Here is a 16,946-nt window from a genome sequence, read left to right on the forward strand (position 1 = left end):
CTCCGGGCCCGTCGCGGTGGCGGCGGGCGGGAGCACGCGGGCCGTGCGGGCCGCCGCGTCGGCGACGAGGGTCCGCCGGGCCGCCGCCGCGACCGCCGACGCCACCGTGAACCGGGCCTACGCCGGGCTCGGCGCCACCTTCGACCTCTTTCTGAAGGGCTTCGGCCGCGACTCGATCGACGGCGCGGGCATGCCGCTGACCGCGACCGTCCACTACGACCGGGACTACGGCAACGCCTTCTGGAACGGCGAGCAGATGGTGTTCGGGGACGGCGACGACGAGATCTTCCTCGACTTCACCCTTCCGGTCGATGTGATCGGCCACGAGCTGGCCCACGGCTTCACGCAGTACACCGCGAACCTGGAGTACTTCAGCCAGTCCGGCGCGCTCAACGAGTCCGTCTCGGACGTCTTCGGCTCGCTGGTGAAGCAGTACACGCTGGGCCACAGCGCCGGGGAGGCCGACTGGCTGATCGGCGAGGGACTGTTCCACCCGAACGTCGAGGGGACGGCGCTGCGCTCGATGAAGGCGCCGGGCACGGCCTACGACGACGACGTCCTCGGCAAGGACCCGCAGCCGGGCCACATGGACGACTACGTCCGCACCAGCCGCGACAACGGCGGTGTGCACATCAACTCCGGCATCCCCAACCACGCCTTCTACCTGGTCGCGACCGAGCTGGGCGGCCGGGCGTGGGAGCGGGCCGGGCAGATCTGGTACGACGTGATGACCGGCGGCGGCCTCACCCCCGAGACCCGCTTCGCCGAGTTCGCCGCCGCGACGGTGGCCGCGGCGCGGGCGCGGTACGGCGACGGGGAGGAGATCCAGGCCGTGCTCAAGGCCTGGTCGGCCGTCGGTGTCCCGACGGACTGAGCCGGCGGCTGGTAGACAGGGCCCATGCGGATTCGAGTGCGGCGCACCGGCGGTTTCGCGGGCATCGAGCGGTCGGCCGAGGTGGAAACCTCGGCCCTGGCCGACGCGGCGGAGTGGCACACCCTGGCGGTCACGGTCCTGGAACAGGGCGACGGTGACGGCCGGGGAGTGCCGGACGGCTTCCGGTACGAGATCACGGTGGACGACCGGACGGTCCACTGCGGCGACCCCCGGCTGACGGACGCCCAGCGGTCGCTGATCGCGCGCGTCCTGAAAGAGGGCGCCTGACCCGCTTCCGGCCCGTCGGGGGCCGGCGCGGACCGATCCGTGGTTCGGGGCCCTTCCCAGGGCGGGTCGCGAAAGTCCCGCCGCCCGCCCTAGAAGCCCAGCTTTCGCAGCTGCTTGGGGTCCCGCTGCCAGTCCTTCGCGACCTTGACGTGCAGGTCGAGGAAGACCGGCGTGCCCAGGAGCGCCTCGATGTGCTTGCGCGACTTCATGCCGACCTCCTTGAGGCGGCTGCCCTTCGGGCCGATGATGATGCCCTTCTGGCTGGGGCGCTCGATGTAGACGTTGGCGTGGATGTCGAGCAGCGGCTTGTCCGCGGGACGGTCCTCGCGCGGGATCATCTCCTCGACGACCACCGCGATCGAGTGCGGCAGTTCGTCGCGGACGCCCTCGAGGGCCGCCTCGCGGATCAGCTCGGCCACCATCACCTGCTCCGGCTCGTCGGTGAGGTCGCCCTCGGGGTAGAGCGGCGGGGACTCCGGCAGCAACGGGATCAGCAGATCGGCGACGAGGTCGACCTGCTTGTTGCCGAGGGCCGAGACCGGCACGATCTGCTGCCACTCGAAGCCCAGCTCCTTGCCGAGCTGGTCGATGGCGATGAGCTGCTCGGCGAGCGTCTTGGAGTCCACCAGGTCGGTCTTGGTGACGATCGCGACCTTCGGGGTCTTCTTGATCCCGGCGAGCTCCTTGGCGATGAAGCGGTCGCCGGGGCCGAGCTTCTGGTCGGCGGGCAGGCAGAAGCCGATCACGTCGACCTCGGCCCACGTGGTGCGCACGACGTCGTTCAGCCGCTCGCCGAGGAGGGTCCGCGGCTTGTGGAGGCCGGGCGTGTCGACCAGGATCAGCTGGGCGTCCGGGCGGTGCACGATGCCGCGGACGGTGTGCCGGGTGGTCTGGGGCCGGTTGGAGGTGATCGCCACCTTCTGGCCGACCAGAGCGTTCGTGAGGGTGGACTTGCCCGCGTTGGGACGGCCGACGAAGCAGGCGAAACCGGCCCGGTGGACGGCTTCGGATTCTTGGTTGCGAGCGCTCATGGGGGCCATTCTCCCCGATGCGCGGCGGCCTCACGTACCCAGAGGGGTCATCGGGGCCCGGTGGCCGCCCTGCGCCGCCGTACCCGGAGGCCCGTGAGGCCCGCCGCGGCGCCGAGGAGGACGAGTCCGGCGGCGGCCCACGGCAGCGCGAGGAACGACACCCGGCCCGACTCCCGCACGCCGGTGGCCGTCGCCGTCAGGGTCACCTCGCCCCAGTCGAACTGCGGCGATCCCGCCCAGCGCTCGGTGAGGCGGATCTTCTGCCGGGGCAGCAGCTCGGAGGGGACCCCCGCCGGCGTGCGGTCGAGGAGGGTCCGACCGAAGAGGCCCTCCGCCCGGAGGGCGACGCGGGGGTTGAGGGTGACGTTCCCGCGGTTGTGCAGCGTGTACGAGATGACGGCGCTGCTCTCGCCGGCACCGGGCACGAGGGGCCTGTCCTGGTCGAGGGTCACGTCCTCGATACCGAGCGCGGGCACGGTCGGACCGTTGACCCGGAGGTAGACGCGTGCCCCGACGGCGCGCTGCACCCCGACGGCGACCGCCCCGGCGCCGCCGGCGGCGACCCGCTCGTCGAGGGCGACGACGGCACCGGGGTGGTCGCCGGGCTCGGCGTCGGCGGGGACGGCGAGGGTGTAGGGGACGGTCACGGCGGAGCGGGCGGGGACGGTGACGCGGGTGCGCTCCGGAGTGATCCAGGCCCCGGCGCCGGTCTGCTTCTCCTGGCGGCTGCGGACGGCGAACCCGCCGTCCCGTTCGGTGTTGTAGGCGTCGGCTCCGTAGACCAGGAAGGTGAGGGGGGCGCCGGTCTTGTTGGCGACGGTGACCTGGTCGGTCACGGTCGTGCCGGGATCGGCGGACAGGTAGAAGTAGGGACGGCTGCCGAGCTCGGAGGCGGCCGGGTAGACGGCCCACTCCCCGTTGTCGGCGGCGCCGGCGGAGGGCGCGCCGAGCAGCAGCAGGGCGGCGGCGAGGACGAAGGCGTGGAGCTTGCGCACGGTGCGGGATCCCTGGGGTCGGGGCGGGCCGACCGGGTGCGCGCCCGGCCCGCCGTTCTGTCGGGGGATGTGGCTCGGTTCCTACGGGGTGCGCGTCAGCTCAGGGTCAGGGTCAGGACGCCCGCGTACGTACCGGGGGCGGTGAACGCCGGCACGGCGAGGGAGACCTTCGCGTCGACGGTGAACTCACCGCCGGTGACCGTGCCGTTCGGGGTCGAGGCGAGGGTGGCCCCGCCGCTGCCCACCGTTCCGGCCGAGCCGGGCACGCAGGTGCTGGGGCTGCCCGCCTTGGTGGTGCAGGACGGCGTCCAGCTGAGCCCGCCCGCGCCGATGGAGCCGCCCCCGCCGGTGAAGTCGGTGACCTTGCCGGTCAGGGACCAGCCCGCGGGGCCGCCGCGGAAGTCCTTCACCGTCACCGTCTTCAGATCGCCGGTCGCGGCGCCGCCCTGACCGAAGTCGACGGACGACAGCTGCACGGCGTCGCCGGCCTGGGTCATCGACAGTGCGCCCGCCGTCACGGCCGTGCTGAGCTTCTGGCTGTTCGGCGGCTGCGGGGTGTCGTCGACGACGGTGTACGCGACCGGTCCGGCGCCCTTCTCCGGGTCCCAGGCCGTGCCCTCGTACGCCACGACGCCGGTGGTCGCCTTGTCGTTGACCGCCAGCCGGGCGGCGAACCCGCCCTCGCTGTCGGTCGTCACGGTCATCCGGTCGGCGGTCTCCGCCGCTCCGGACCGGCCGACGACGGTGACCTCGGCGAGCGGGGTGAACTTGGCGCCGGTGACGGTGACCCGGACGCCGGGTGCGCCGGAGGCCGTGCCGAGCGAGATGTTCCGCTCGTTGGCGCCCGGCTGCGGGCTCGCCGTGACCGTCTCGGAGACCGGCGCGGGCGGGTTGGTGACCGTACAGGGGGTGTCCAGCTCCATGAGGTAGCTGGTGTGGATGTTGTAGTCGCCCGGCGACAGGGTGATCGCGCCGGGCGCGGTGACCGTGAACGTGCCGGTCATCGAGAACGGCGGGAAGGCGCCCTTGCCGGGGACCGGGTCGTTCTTCTTGGGCCCGGTGACGGTGACCGCGCCGGACTGGGCGCCGCCGAGGACGACCTTGCCGCTCGGGGTCATGATGTCGGCCGGCAGCGCCAGGTCGACCGGGTTGGAGGCGGCCGGTTTGGTGACCTTGTAGGTGACGGTGACCGTCTCGCCGACCTTCGGGGTGGGCTTGTCCACGGTGATCTGGGCCGTCGTGGTGCCGTCGATCGGCGGGATGCCCGCGATCGGCGGCGGCACGCAGTGCGTGGGGAAGTCCACCGCCTGGGAGGCGGTCGTGGCCGCGCCGGCCGGGCCGGCCAGGGCGCCGCCGGTGGCGACCGCGAGCGCGGCGACACCGAGGGCGGCGGTCAGACGCCGTCTTCGCGGCGGGGTTCGGAACAGTGCCATGTGTGCCCCTCCTGAGGGATGAGAGGGCGCCATTGACGGCTGCCCGCCAAAAGAAGTCAATGCCGTCGAAATCCATCGACTGATGACCCATCAGATACTGTCAAGATCACCTCGCGGGAGCACGTTCTCCCAGGTCAGCACGGATACCGGCGTCGCCTGGGGCGACGCCGGACGGTCATGCGAAGAAGGCTCGGGAGCCTACGGGACGACGGTGGGCCGCGAGGCGTCGTCGCCCGTCCGGGCGGTCACCGGACCGCCGCCCCGGCGGCGGGGGCGAGGGCGGCCGCCGGGCCGCTCCGCACGGCCCCCGGGGTGGCGGTTCCGGTCGCGGCGAGGGCCGCGCCGGTCCGCGAGGTGGCGCCTCTCATGGGTCGTACCCCTTCCGGTGAGGCACGCAGGGGTGCGGACGCTGCGTGAGGCGTGGATCTGACGGTCCGTCGGACGAGCCGCTGTCATTGACGCGCACCGGACCGGGGATGGCAAGAGAATCTCCGCCGGTTCCTCGCAGGGGCGCGGTCCGCGGGGACGCGTAAGGGGGGCCCGGCGTCCTCGCCGGGCCCCCCTTCGATGCCGTTCCGTCCCGCGGCCTCAGCCGGCCGTGACCGCCGCGCGCAGCTGCCCGTCGGGGCCGGCGAGCAGCACCGGGGTCTCCGGGCCGCCGAGGTCACGCACCGCCGCGCGGTCGACGTCGGAGGCGGCGTCGGCGGTCGAGACGACGGCCGCGGCCTCCAGGGACCGGGCGCCGCTGGCCACGGCCATCGCGACGGCGGTCTGCAGCGCGCTGAGCCGGAGGGACTCCAGGGCCACGGTGCCCGCCACGTACGTGCGGCCGGTCTCGTCGCGCACCGCCGCGCCCTCGGGCACACCGTTGCGGGCGCGGGCGCTGCGCGCCAGCGTGATGATCTTGAGGTCCTCGGCGCCGAGGTCGCCGTGGTCGCTGCTGAGTGTCATGCCATGAGCATAGGTCGGGGCGGTGGTTCAGCCCTGCGCGGCCTTGGCGAACTTCTCGACGACGGTCTCGGCCACGCCGTCGAAGTCCTTGTGGCCGGAGGCGTCGGCGGGGATGTGCGCGAACCGCGTCAGGCCGGTGCCCTGGGCCGCGACGAGCACGTTGGACTCGGCCGTGATGTTGTACTCGGCGATGTTCATCTTCATACGGAAGGTCTGCACCTGCTCGGCGCCTTGGGGAGCGGAGAGCTTCTGCAGGGTGATCTTCATCTTCATCCCCTCCATCTCCGCGGTGAAGCCGGTGCAGGTGTCCAGCGCGGTGCCGATCGCCTTCACGTGGTCGGCTGCGCCGGTGCCCGGGAAGGTCAGGACCTGCTGGTCCAGCGTGGAGTCGCCGTTCCCGCGCTCGAAGTGGACCGAGGCGCCGGTCGTGGCGCCGGCGACCTTGTCCGCGAGCAGGGTCGTGAGCGGTTCGCACGCCGGCTTGTCCGCCTTGTAGGTGGTCGGATCCGACTCGGCCTTGCCGGCCTTCCAACCGGACGGCAGGTCCTTCGCCTCCAGCGCCGCGGCCTTCATCGCGTCGGCCGTCAAGGGCACGGCGGGCGCGGCCGAGGTCGGCTCGGCCGCGGTCGTCGCCGTGGCGGGCTTGTCGGCGCCCTTCGCGGCGTCGTCGTCGGAGGAGCCGCCGCAGGCGGCGGTGAGGGAGAGCGCCGAGACGGCGAGCACGGCGACCAGGCCGTGGCGTATGCGGGTGGGCATGCTGAAGGAACCTCTTCAGGGCGTGAGGTGACGGGATCGGGAGCCCCCGCCGTCGCGTGGGGACGGCAGAACCGGGAGGAGGATATACGGCACCGGTGACATCACCGGGACCGGGCGGCGACGCCCGGCAGCTCCGGCGCCCCGGCCTCGCCGTCAGCCCGCGACCGGGAACATCGCCCCGCGACGGCCCTCCGGCGAGACCAGCCACTCCAGCTTCGCCGCGGTGTCCGCCTCCGGCAGGGGCGTGTGCATCACGATCGACAGGTCGGGCCGGGCCGGGACCCTGAGCTGGGTGGACTCCAGGATCAGCGAGCCGACCAGCGGATGCTCCAGCTCCTTGCGGATCTGGCCTCCGGGCATGATGTCCCGCCGCTCCCACAGCGCGGCGAACTCCGCGCTCGCCTCCTTCGCCTCCTCGACCACCGCCCTGAACCCCTCGTCGTCCGGGCACTCCGAGCACGCGGCCCGGAACTGCGCGACGACCTGCGGGGCCAACTGGTCCCAGCCACCCGCCCGGGAGCGGTAGAGGGGGTCGGTGAAGAAGGCGATGAGGCAGTTCTGGGAGATCTCCGGACGCATCCCGAGGACGATCGCCGCCGAGTCGTTGTACATCACCGTGTTCCAGTACGCGTCGATGATGTGCGCCGGGAACGGCATCCACGCGTCGATGAGCCGCTGGAGCCCCGCGCACATGTCGCGGGCCCGCGGATCGACCTCCGGGGCGGGCGGGTTGAGCCCGGCGAGGACGTACAGGTGGCGGCGCTCGGCCGGGCTGAGCCGCAGCACCCGGGCGACGGAGTCCAGGACCTGCGGCGAGACGGTGATGTCCCGGCCCTGCTCCAGCCACTGGTACCAGGAGACCCCGACGCCCGCGAGGACGGCGACCTCCTCCCGGCGAAGACCCGGGGTGCGGCGCCGGGCGCCGCCGTCGGGCAGCCCCGCCTCGGCCGGCGTGACGCGGGCCCGACGGCTCATCAGGAACTCGCGCAGTTCGGCGAGTCGACGCGTCTTGGCGACCTCGCTCCCGACCGCAGTGACCACGTGCGTCCTCCCCCTGGGCTGCCTGGTGGTACCACCAACAGGATAAGTTCCCGCTCCCCACGGTTGTTCCCGTGCGCCGAGGGTGGTGGTCATGGCAACCGACACCACGACCGCACCCGCTCCCCCCGCACCCGCCCCGTCCCTGACCTCCCGCTCCCGGCTCATCCTCTTCGTGCTGTGCGCGGCCCAGTTCATGGTGGCGCTCGACTTCTCCGTGCTGAACGTCGCGCTGCCGGTCCTCGGTGCCGATCTCGGTCTCGACCGGTCGGCGCTGCAGTGGGCGGTGACGGCGTTCGCGCTCCCGTCCGGCGGGTTCCTGCTGCTCTTCGGCCGGACCGGGGACCTGTACGGCCGCAGGAAGGTCTTCCTCGCCGGTCTCGGGCTCTTCGGCGCGGCCTCCCTGCTCGCCACCTTCGCCTGGGACCCCGCGTCGTTCCTCGCGGCCCGTGCCCTGCAGGGGCTCGGCGCGGCGGCCATCGTGCCGACCGGCATGTCCCTGCTGACCACCACCTTCCCCGAGGGCCCGCAGCGGGACCGGGCGCTCGGCATCTCGGGCACCCTGCTCTCGCTCGGCTTCACGATCGGCATGCTGCTGGGGGGTGTCATGACGGACACGCTGGGCTGGCGCTCGACGATGGGTCTGCTGACCGCCTTCACGCTGGTCGTGCTGCCGCTGGCGCCGGGGCTGCTGCCCGAGTCGCGCACCCCGGACCGGCCGCGGCTCGACGTGCCCGGGGCCGTGACGGTGACCGGCGGCCTGCTCGCCCTGATCTACGCCCTGTCCACCGCGGCGGAGCGGGGCTTCGGCGGCGCCGACGTGCTGGTGACGCTGGTGTCCGGGGTGCTGCTGCTCGGTGCGTTCGTGGTCGTCGAGGCACGGCACGACGCACCGCTGGTGTCGCTGCCGATGCTTCGGCGCCGGACCGTGGCCTTCGGCAACCTGGGCGGGCTGGTGACCTTCTCGATGATGTCGACGGTCGTCTTCGTCCTGACCCTCTACCTGCAGGACACCCTCGGGCTCTCCGCCTTCGGCACCGGCGTGGTCTTCGGTGTGCAGGGGCTGTTCTCGGTCCTCGCCGGGACGCTGGCACCGAGGCTGATCGGGCGCTTCGGCCCGCGCCGCGCCCTGGTCGGCGCCCTGCTGGGCCAGGGGGCGTTCGTCGCGCTGCTGCTGGGCCTGGGCAGGGAGTCGGGCGCGCTGCTCGCGACGGTCGCCGTCTCGCTGGCGAGCATGTGCCACCTCGTCGCGATCATCTCGTACGGACTGACCGTCACCTCCGGCGTCCCGGACGAGGAGCAGGGTCTGGCGACCGGGCTGGTCACCACGACGCAGCAGGTCGGGATCACCGTCGGCATCCCGCTGCTGGGCGTCCTGGCCACGACGGGCGGCGACCTCTTCGGCGGGGTCCGGACGGTGCTGGCCGTGGACGCGGCGATCGTGGTGGGGGCCGCCCTGCTGGTGGCGATCGGGCTGCGCGGCCGCGGGGCGTGAACTACGCCCGGTCGAGCCGGAGTCGGACCGCCCGCGGGAGGCCGGCCACCACCAGGTCGTACGAGTCCTCGACGAGCTCCCGGACCATCCGGTCCGGGAGTTCGCCGACGGTCACCGTGTTCCAGTGGCGCTTGTTCATGTGGTAGCCGGGGGCGACGGCCGGGTGCTCCTCACGGAGCCGTACCGCCTCCTCCGGTTCGCACTTGAGGTTGACCCGGAGCGGCTCCGCGTCCAGCGCGGACAGCGCGAACATCTTCCCGGCGACCTTGAAGACGGAGGTCTCCGGGGTGAACGGGAACTCCTCCGTCGCGTCGTTGAAGTCCAGGCAGAAGGCCCGCAGCTGTTCCGGCGTCATTCCGCTTCCTCCTCCGGGGTTCGCTCCGGCTCCACCAGGACCGTCACGATCTTGTTGCGCCGGCCCGCCGGGGACTCGGCCGTCAGCCGCAGCGACCGTCCGTCCGGCAGTTCCACCACGGAGGTGGCGCCGGCGATCGGCACCCGGCCCAGCGCCTTGGCCAGCAGGCCGCCCACCGTCTCGACGTCCTCGTCGTCGTACTCGTCCGGGCCCAGCCCGTAGAGCTCGCCGAGGTCCCCGATGTCGAGGCGGGCGGTGACCCGGTGGCGGTCCTCGCCCAGGTCCTGGACCGGGGGGAGTTCGCGGTCGTATTCGTCGGTGATCTCACCGACGATCTCCTCGAGGATGTCCTCGATGGTGACGATCCCCGCCGTGCCGCCGTACTCGTCGATGACGACGGCGACGTGGTTGCGCTCCTGCTGCATCTCGCGCAGGAGGTCCCCGGCGTTCTTGGTGTCCGGGACGAAGGCCGCCGAGCGCATCGCGGTGGAGACCAGGTCGGCCTCGGACTCCCGGTTGATGTGCGTCTTGCGGGCCAGGTCCTTCAGGTACACGATGCCGACGACGTCGTCCTCGTTCTCGCCGGTGACCGGGATCCGGGAGAAACCGGACCGCAGGGCCAGCGTGAGGGCCTGGCGGATGGTCTTGTAGCGCTCGATGCAGACGAGGTCGGTGCGGGGCACCATCACCTCCCGCACCAGGGTGTCGCCGAGCTCGAAGACGGAGTGCACCATCCGGCGCTCCTCGTCCTCGATCAGCGACTCCTGCTCGGCCAGGTCGACCATGGCGCGCAGCTCGGCCTCGGAGGCGAACGGGCCCTTGCGGAAGCCCTTGCCGGGCGTCAGCGCGTTGCCGATGAGGATGAGGAGCTGCGGGATCGGGCCCATGATCCGGGCGAGCGGCAGCAGCACGTACGCGGCGGCGGTCGCCGTGTTCAGCGGGTGCTGGCGGCCGATGGTGCGCGGAGAGACGCCGACGGCGACATAGCTGACGAGCACCATCACGACGATGGCGACGAGCAGTGCCTCCCAGGTCTCGGGGAAGGCCTCCAGGCACGCGTACGTGACGAGGACCCCCGCCGCCATCTCGCAGGAGACGCGGACGAGCAGCGCCACGTTGAGATAGCGGGTGGGGTCGGCGGCGACCTGGGTCAGCTTCTCGGCGCCGCGCCGCCCCGACCGCACGGCCTCGGCCGCCCGGAAGGTGGAGACGCGGGCGAGACCGGCCTCGGCGCACGCGGCGAGCCAGGCGACGACGACCAGGGCGACCGCACCGAGGATCAGCGAGGCGTCCATCGGGGGCTCAGGAGACGGTCGGCGCGGGGGACGGGCCGGTCAGGCCCTTGTCCGCACGCCAGCCGTCGACGATCGCCGCCTGGAGGCCGAACATCTCGGCCTTCTCGTCGGGCTCCTCGTGGTCGTAGCCCAGGAGGTGCAGCACTCCGTGGACGGTGAGGAGCTGGAGCTCCTCGTCCATGGAGTGCTGCGTCGGGGCGTCCTTGCCCTGCTGGGTGGCGACCTCGGGGCAGAGCACAATGTCCCCGAGGAGCCCCTGCGGGGGCTCCTCGTCGTCCTTCGTCGGCGGGCGCAGCTCGTCCATCGGGAAGGACATGACGTCCGTGGGACCCGGCAGGTCCATCCACTGGATGTGGAGCTGCTCCATCGCCTCCGCGTCCACGACGATCACCGAGAGCTCGGAGAGGGGGTGGATGCGCATCCGCGCGAGCGCGTAGCGGGCGATGTCGAGGATCGCCTGCTCGTCGACCTCGGTACCGGACTCGTTGTTGACGTCGATCGACATGGTGCTCGTGTGCTACTTCCCGTTGCGGCTGTCGTACTGCTCGTACGCGTCGACGATACGGCCGACGAGCTTGTGCCGGACGACATCCTGCGACGTGAGCATCGAGAAGTGGACGTCCTGGACGCCGTCCAGGATGTCGCGGACCTGGCGCAGACCGCTCTTCGTGCCGCCCGGCAGGTCGACCTGGGTGATGTCACCGGTGATGACGATCTTCGAGTCGAAGCCGAGGCGGGTGAGGAACATCTTCATCTGCTCGGGGTTCGTGTTCTGCGCCTCGTCGAGGATGATGAACGCGTCGTTGAGCGTCCGGCCTCGCATGTACGCCAGCGGCGCGACCTCGATCGTGCCCGAGGCCATCAGCTTCGGGATCGAGTCGGGGTCGAGCATGTCGTGCAGCGCGTCGTAGAGCGGCCGCAGGTACGGGTCGATCTTCTCGTAGAGCGTGCCGGGCAGGAAGCCGAGCCGCTCGCCCGCCTCGACGGCCGGCCGGGTCAGGATGATCCGCGTGACCTGCTTGGACTGCAGGGCCTGGACCGCCTTGGCCATGGCCAGGTACGTCTTGCCGGTGCCGGCGGGGCCGATGCCGAAGACGATCGTGTGCTTGTCGATCGCGTCGACGTAGCGCTTCTGGTTGAGGGTCTTGGGCCGGATGGTCCGGCCGCGGCTGGAGAGGATGTTCTGCGTGAGCACCTCGGCCGGGGTCTCCTGGCCTTCCTCCGCCTTGCCGTTCTCGCTCGCCCTGAGCATGGCGATCGAGCGTTCCACTGCGTCCTCCGTCATCGGCTGCCCGGTGCGGAGCACCAGCATCATCTCGTCGAAAAGGCGCTGGATGAGCGCGACTTCCGCCGCCTCGCCCACCGCGCTGACCTGGTTGCCCCGGACATGGATGTCGGCTTCCGGGAACGCCTTCTCGATCACGCGGAGCAGCGCGTCACCGGAGCCGAGGACGGTCACCATCGGGTGCTTGGCGGGGACGGTGAAGTGGGCGCGGGTCTCGCCCGTCCCGCTGTTACGGGCTGTGGGTGTCTGAGTCATGGGCCGGCACTGTGGCCTGCGCATACCTCCCGTTGAAGGGTTCTCGCTGCTCGACAACCTCTCGGATACCAAGCCTACGACTTGGCGCCGACAAGGCCGAAGCCTTTTACCGGCTCAGGCGCTCCGCCGGAAGCCGATGGTCGGCACCGCGCGCCGCAGCGGCCAGGGGCGGGTGGGCGCCGGGAGGAGGTGCTCCAGGAAGGCGTAGCGGCTGCTCAGGGCCGCGGGGTCCTGCCCGGCGTGGCCCTGGACGTGCTGCCACCAGGCGGCGATCTCGCCCCAGGTGGGGGCGGAGAGCGAGCCGCCGAACTCCTGCACCGACAGGGCGGCGGTCAGGCCGGCGAAGGCCAGGCGGTCGGCGAGCGGCCAGTCCGCGAGCGTGCCGGTGACGAAGCCGGCGACGAAGACGTCCCCGGCCCCGGTGGGGTCGAGGGCGGAGACCTGGATGGCGGGGACCTCGGCGGTCTCGCCGGTGGCCCCGTCGACGGCGTAGGCGCCTTCGGCACCGAGGGTGACCACGGCGTAGCGGACCTTGTCCGCCAGCGCGCGGGCGGCGGCGCGCGGGCAGTCGGTGCGGGTGTACCGCATGGCCTCCTGCGCGTTGGGCAGGAAGGCCTCGCAGTGCTCCAGGTCGGTGAGTCCGGCCAGGTCCCAGCGGCCGGTGTCGTCCCAGCCGACGTCGGCGAAGACCGTGGCCCCGCCCCGGGCGGCCTGGGCCACCCACGCCTCCTCGCGGCCGGGCACCAGGGAGGCGACCGCGGCGCGCGCGTGGGGCGGGTAGGCGGGCAGGGCCCCGTCCAGCGGCGGGGCCTCGTGGCCGTGCGAGACCATCGTGCGCTCGCCCTCGTAGGCCATGGAGACGGTCACCGGGGAGTGCCAGCCGGGCACGGTCCGCGAGAGGGACAGGTCGATGCCCTCGCCCTGCTCCAGGGCGTCCCAGCAGTACTCCCCGTAGTGGTCGTCGCCGAAGGCGGCGGCGAGGGAGGTGCGCAGGCCGAGGCGGGCGAGCGCGGTGGCCATGTTGGCCACCCCGCCGGGGCTGGAGCCCATGCCGCGGGCCCAGGACTCGGTGCCGCGGACGGGCGCGCTGTCGAGGCCGGTGAAGATGATGTCGAGGAAGACCGTGCCGGTGAGGAAGACGTCGCAGTCGGGGTCGGTCGGCTCCCGCAGGCACACCAACGGGTCGACTCCGGCTTCGTGTTGCTGGTCTCCCTCTGGTGTGGTCACGGCAGGCTCCCCGGTCGTGGTGCGGTTCAGCCCAGTGTGCCCGATGGGGGCCTCGTGACGAGGGTGGCGCCGCCTGCGGGACGACGCCTTTACCCGGCGCCCCCGACCCCAAACGCAAAGTGACCCGGATCACTGTCCGAATCGGGGCACAGTACCTTCTCCCGGCCCTCGTCCGCTTGATACGAATGTCCCCGCGATCCCGTGCAACACCGGGCGCCCCACCCCCCTTCCCCCCCCTTCCCCCACGCCGCCTCCGGCGTGCGGGGAGCCCTCGCCCGTCCTTGTCGCCTGGAACGCCCATGTCGTCGCGCCCGCGTGCCCTGGGGCCACTCGTCGCCCTGTTCACCGCCGGTTACCTCGCCCCGTACCTCCTGCCGACCGTCGTCGGCCGCCTCTCCGCGGGACTGGGTCTCACGCCCGGCCGGGCGGGCCTGGTGGGTTCGGTGCTCCTGCTGGCCTCCGCCTCGGCGGGATTCACGCTCGCCTCCCGCGTGGAGCGGATCGGGCCGCGCCGGGCGGCCCGGGGCGGCCTGCTGGCCATGTGCGTCGGCTACGGCACGGCGGCCCTCGCCGGCACGGCGCCGCTGGTGGTGGCCGGGGCCGTCGTCGGCGGCTTCGGCTCGGGCACGGCGACGGCGGTGGCCGCGGCCGGCTTCGCCGCCCGGCGCGATCCGCACCGCGCCTCGACCCTCGGCCTCCTCTCCGTCTCCGCGACCGCCGGAGCCCTCTACCTGACCCTGCCGCACCTGGGCGGCGGCCACGCGCTGCCGTTCGCGGCGATCGCCCTGACCGCGGCCCTGGTGTGGCCGTCGACGGCCCTGCTGCCGGGCGCAACCGGCCGGGCGGCCGCCGGTCCCGTCGGAGCCTCCGCGGCCCCGTCGTCACCGCTCCCGCACCGGCGCTCCGGGGCGGTCCTCGCCGCCTCGATCCTCTTCTGGTCCCTGGCGCAGAACGCGCTGTGGGGCGTGAGCGGGCGGATCGGACTGACCCAGGCGGGGCTGGGCGAGGTCACCGTCGGCGCCGTCTTCGCCGTCGCCCTGGGGGCGGGCCTGGCCGGTGTCACCGCGGCGGGCGCGCTCGGCTCCCGGCTCGGCCGGGCCGTGCCCGTCGGCGCCGGAACGGCGCTCATCGCCTGCTGCGTGCTGGTCAGCTCCGCCGCCGACGGCCTGGCGTCCTTCGCGACCGGCGAGATCCTCTGGAACGTCTTCTACCCGGTCGTCCTGTCGTACCTGCTGGGCCTGGCGGCCTCGCTGGACCCGCGCGGACGCTGGGCGGTCCTGGTCGGCTCGGCCTCCTCGCTCGGTGTGGCCTGCGGCCCGGTGACCGGCAGCGTCCTGTCCGAGCGGGCCGGATACCCGGGCATGGGGCTGGTCCTGTGCGTGCTGCTCCTGCTGGTCGCCGTCCCGATGACGGCGGTCGCCCTGCACACCTCGGGACGCCCGCTGGTCCCGGGTTCGGTGCGGCGGCGCGGCGGCGCGCCCGCCGCGGTGGTCGCCGGCACGACGAGCGCGGCGGCGACGGCCCTCGTCCCGCAGATGGGAGCGCCGGAGCAGGAGGTCGCCGCGATCGCGGTCCCGGCGTCCCGCCGCCGTCCCGCCCAGCGCTCGTTCCGGCTCGCCCGCCCGAGCGACCGGGGCTGACCCCCGGTCGCCGGGGCGCGGATCACCCGGCGTCGAACTCGTACGCCTCGACCTCGGCGAGGTAGCGTGCCCGGCGCTCCTCGTCGTCGTCCAGGAAGGACGCCTCGAAGGAGTTGCGGGCCAGCGTCCGCAGGCGCTCGCGGTCCAGGCCGAGGGCCCCGCGGACGGCGTCGAAGGTGTCGCCCACGTACCCGCCGAAGTACGCCGGGTCGTCGGAGTTCACCGTCACCACGAGCCCGGCGTCCATCATCGCGGCGAGCGGGTGGTCCTCCAGGACGTCGATCGCGCGCAGCCGCACGTTCGACAGCGGGCAGAGCGTCAGCGGCACCCGCTCGCGCACGAGCCGCTCCACGAGCTCCGGGTCCTCCATCGACCGCAGGCCGTGGTCGACGCGCTCCACGCCCAGGACGTCCAGCGCCTCACGGATGTAGGCAGGCGGGCCCTCCTCGCCGGCGTGGGCGACCTTGCGCAGGCCGAGCCTCTCGGCGGCCGCGTACACCTCGCGGAACTTCGACGGCGGGTGGCCGACCTCCGCCGAGTCCAGGCCGACGCCGGTGATCCGGGCCAGGTACGGCTCGGCCGCCTCCAGCGTCTCCATCGCCGACTCGGCCGACTCGTCCCGCAGGAAGCACATGATCAGCCGGGTGGACACGCCGTGCCGCTCCTCGGCCCCGTCCAGCGCCCTGGACAGGCCCTCGATCACCGTGCCGATCGGCACGCCCCGGGCGGTGTGCGCCTGCGGGTCGAAGAAGATCTCGGCGTGCCGCACGCCCTGTGCGGCGGCCCGCGCCAGGTAGGCGTCGGCGAGTTCGGCGAAGTCGTCGGCCGTGTGCAGCACGGCCATCAGCTCGTAGTACAGGTCGAGGAAGGACTGCAGGTCGCTGAAGAGGTACGCCTTGCGCAGCTCCTCGGTGTCGGCGTAGGGCAGCGTCACGCCGTTGCGGGCGGCGAGCGCGAAGGCCAGCTCGGGTTCGAGGGTGCCCTCGATGTGGAGGTGGAGTTCGGCCTTGGGGAGGGGGAGGTGCATGGGTGTTTCGTCTATCTCTTGGGGAGGGGGACCCTCATCAGGTCCTGGGCGATGCTCAGCTCGCCCTCGAACCCGGCCGCACGGGCCTGGCGTTCGAAGTCGGCCGGATCGTGGTAGCGCTGCGAGAAGTGGGTGAGGACGAGGTGCCGTACGCCCGCCTCGCGCGCGACCCGGGCCGCCTGTCCGGCCGTCAGGTGCCCGTGGTCGGTGGCGAGCCGGACGTCCTCGTCGAGGAACGTCGACTCGATGACGAGCATGTCGGCGCCCTCGGCGAGGGTGTGCACGCCGTCGCAGAGCCGGGTGTCCATGACGAAGGCGAAGCGCTGGCCGCGGCGGACCTCGCTGACCTCTTCGAGGGTGACGCCGTCGAGGACGCCCTCGCGCTGGAGCCGTCCCACGTCCGGGCCCTTGATGCCGTGCTCGGCGAGGCGGGCCGGCAGCAGGCGGCGTCCGTCGGGCTCGGTGAGGCGGTAGCCGTAGGACTCGACGGGGTGGGAGAGCTTGCACGCGTCGAGGGTGTACCCCTCGGTGACGGCGAGCGGGCCGTCGGCCAGGACGGGCACCTCGGTCAGCGACACGGTCTCGCGGTAGGCGGTGGCGTGGCGCAGCCGGTCGAAGTACCGCTGCCCGCTCGCCGGATAGTGCGCGGCGACCGGGTGCGGGACCTGGTCCAGGTTGATCCGCTGGATCACCCCCGCCAGGCCCAGCGAGTGGTCGCCGTGGAAGTGCGTGACGCAGATCCGGTGGATGTCGTGGGCGGCGACCCCGGCCCGCAGCATCTGCCGCTGGGTGCCCTCGCCCGGGTCGAAGAGAACGCCCTGCCCGTCCCAGCGCAGCAGGTAGCCGTTGTGGTTGCGGTGCCGGGTCGGGACCTGGCTGGCGGTCCCGAGCACGACGAGTTCACGTACGGACACGGCGGGGCTTTCTCTCCGAGGGCGGGCCGGGGTCGCCGCCCACGACATCCACCGGATCTGCGTCACGCACTTCCACGGCGACCACTC

Annotated in this window: 18 protein-coding genes; 4 read left to right on the forward strand and 14 right to left on the reverse strand. The window is 72.8% G+C overall.

Features of this window, described 5'->3' with window-relative positions; genetic code table 11:
• Positions 1-874: M4 family metallopeptidase (locus tag EAO71_RS13390; protein WP_261992121.1), on the forward strand; the 874-nt coding region annotated here is incomplete at its 5' end.
• A gap of 24 nt (positions 875-898) precedes the next feature.
• Positions 899-1,162, forward strand: a complete 264-nt coding sequence (locus tag EAO71_RS13395; protein WP_147977941.1) for a protealysin inhibitor emfourin — start codon at positions 899-901, stop codon at positions 1,160-1,162.
• Between the two features lie 89 nt (positions 1,163-1,251).
• Here EAO71_RS13395 and era read toward each other — a convergent pair whose 3' ends face one another.
• From era to EAO71_RS13425, 7 genes are all read right to left on the reverse strand, one after another.
• Complete coding sequence (gene era / locus EAO71_RS13400) at positions 1,252-2,202, reverse strand: GTPase Era (RefSeq protein WP_393550871.1); 951 nt, start codon at positions 2,200-2,202, stop codon at positions 1,252-1,254.
• 38 nt (positions 2,203-2,240) lie between these two features.
• On the reverse strand, positions 2,241-3,188 hold the full coding sequence (locus EAO71_RS13405) for a WxL protein peptidoglycan domain-containing protein (protein WP_147977943.1): 948 nt from the start codon (positions 3,186-3,188) through the stop codon (positions 2,241-2,243).
• 95 nt (positions 3,189-3,283) lie between these two features.
• The gene (locus EAO71_RS13410; protein WP_147977944.1) at positions 3,284-4,621 is read right to left on the reverse strand and encodes a beta-xylosidase; all 1,338 of its coding nucleotides are present in this window, start codon (positions 4,619-4,621) and stop codon (positions 3,284-3,286) included.
• 245 nt (positions 4,622-4,866) lie between these two features.
• Positions 4,867-4,989 carry a hypothetical protein gene (locus EAO71_RS38765; RefSeq protein WP_261992122.1) on the reverse strand — a complete coding sequence of 41 codons (123 nt, stop codon included), beginning with the start codon at positions 4,987-4,989 and terminating at the stop codon, positions 4,867-4,869.
• Between the two features lie 220 nt (positions 4,990-5,209).
• The gene (locus EAO71_RS13415) at positions 5,210-5,572 is read right to left on the reverse strand and encodes a cytidine deaminase (RefSeq protein WP_147977945.1); all 363 of its coding nucleotides are present in this window, start codon (positions 5,570-5,572) and stop codon (positions 5,210-5,212) included.
• 27 nt (positions 5,573-5,599) lie between these two features.
• Entirely contained in the window at positions 5,600-6,328 is a 729-nt protein-coding gene (locus EAO71_RS13420) for a hypothetical protein (protein ID WP_147977946.1), read from the reverse strand.
• A gap of 153 nt (positions 6,329-6,481) precedes the next feature.
• Positions 6,482-7,303 carry a helix-turn-helix transcriptional regulator gene (locus EAO71_RS13425; protein WP_261992232.1) on the reverse strand — a complete coding sequence of 274 codons (822 nt, stop codon included), beginning with the start codon at positions 7,301-7,303 and terminating at the stop codon, positions 6,482-6,484.
• 157 nt (positions 7,304-7,460) lie between these two features.
• Between EAO71_RS13425 and EAO71_RS13430 the strand changes: the two genes are divergently transcribed.
• On the forward strand, positions 7,461-8,861 hold the full coding sequence (locus EAO71_RS13430; protein ID WP_147977948.1) for an MFS transporter: 1,401 nt from the start codon (positions 7,461-7,463) through the stop codon (positions 8,859-8,861).
• Between the two features lies 1 nt (position 8,862).
• Here EAO71_RS13430 and EAO71_RS13435 read toward each other — a convergent pair whose 3' ends face one another.
• From EAO71_RS13435 to EAO71_RS13455, 5 genes are all read right to left on the reverse strand, one after another.
• Positions 8,863-9,216 carry an MmcQ/YjbR family DNA-binding protein gene (locus EAO71_RS13435; RefSeq protein WP_147977949.1) on the reverse strand — a complete coding sequence of 118 codons (354 nt, stop codon included), beginning with the start codon at positions 9,214-9,216 and terminating at the stop codon, positions 8,863-8,865.
• The gene (locus tag EAO71_RS13440) at positions 9,213-10,511 is read right to left on the reverse strand and encodes a hemolysin family protein (protein ID WP_147977950.1); all 1,299 of its coding nucleotides are present in this window, start codon (positions 10,509-10,511) and stop codon (positions 9,213-9,215) included. Before EAO71_RS13440 ends, EAO71_RS13435 begins: the two co-directional genes overlap by 4 nt.
• Before the next feature lie 7 nt (positions 10,512-10,518).
• Positions 10,519-11,016: an rRNA maturation RNase YbeY gene (ybeY, locus tag EAO71_RS13445; protein WP_147977951.1), complete on the reverse strand. Its 498-nt coding sequence runs from the start codon at positions 11,014-11,016 to the stop codon at positions 10,519-10,521.
• Between the two features lie 12 nt (positions 11,017-11,028).
• Positions 11,029-12,051 carry a PhoH family protein gene (locus EAO71_RS13450; protein WP_147977952.1) on the reverse strand — a complete coding sequence of 341 codons (1,023 nt, stop codon included), beginning with the start codon at positions 12,049-12,051 and terminating at the stop codon, positions 11,029-11,031.
• 114 nt (positions 12,052-12,165) lie between these two features.
• Positions 12,166-13,278, reverse strand: coding sequence for a carbohydrate kinase family protein (locus tag EAO71_RS13455; protein ID WP_147977953.1), 1,113 nt, complete (start codon positions 13,276-13,278; stop codon positions 12,166-12,168).
• Positions 13,279-13,577: 299 nt separating this feature from the next.
• On the opposite strand from EAO71_RS13455, the gene EAO71_RS13460 reads away from it, so the two are divergent.
• Entirely contained in the window at positions 13,578-14,918 is a 1,341-nt protein-coding gene (locus EAO71_RS13460) for an MFS transporter (RefSeq protein WP_147977954.1), read from the forward strand.
• Positions 14,919-14,940: 22 nt separating this feature from the next.
• Here EAO71_RS13460 and EAO71_RS13465 read toward each other — a convergent pair whose 3' ends face one another.
• Together EAO71_RS13465 and EAO71_RS37665 are read right to left on the reverse strand one after the other, a co-directional pair.
• A complete protein-coding gene (locus EAO71_RS13465) occupies positions 14,941-15,945 on the reverse strand; it encodes an adenosine deaminase (RefSeq protein ID WP_147977955.1) in 1,005 nt (334 codons plus the stop codon).
• 11 nt (positions 15,946-15,956) lie between these two features.
• Positions 15,957-16,859, reverse strand: a complete 903-nt coding sequence (locus EAO71_RS37665; RefSeq protein ID WP_187282662.1) for a ribonuclease Z — start codon at positions 16,857-16,859, stop codon at positions 15,957-15,959.
• Positions 16,860-16,946: the final 87 nt, after the last annotated feature.

It is taken from the genome of Streptomyces sp. MS191, from assembly GCF_008042125.1.
In the GTDB taxonomy this organism is placed as follows: Bacteria; Actinomycetota; Actinomycetes; order Streptomycetales; family Streptomycetaceae; genus Streptomyces.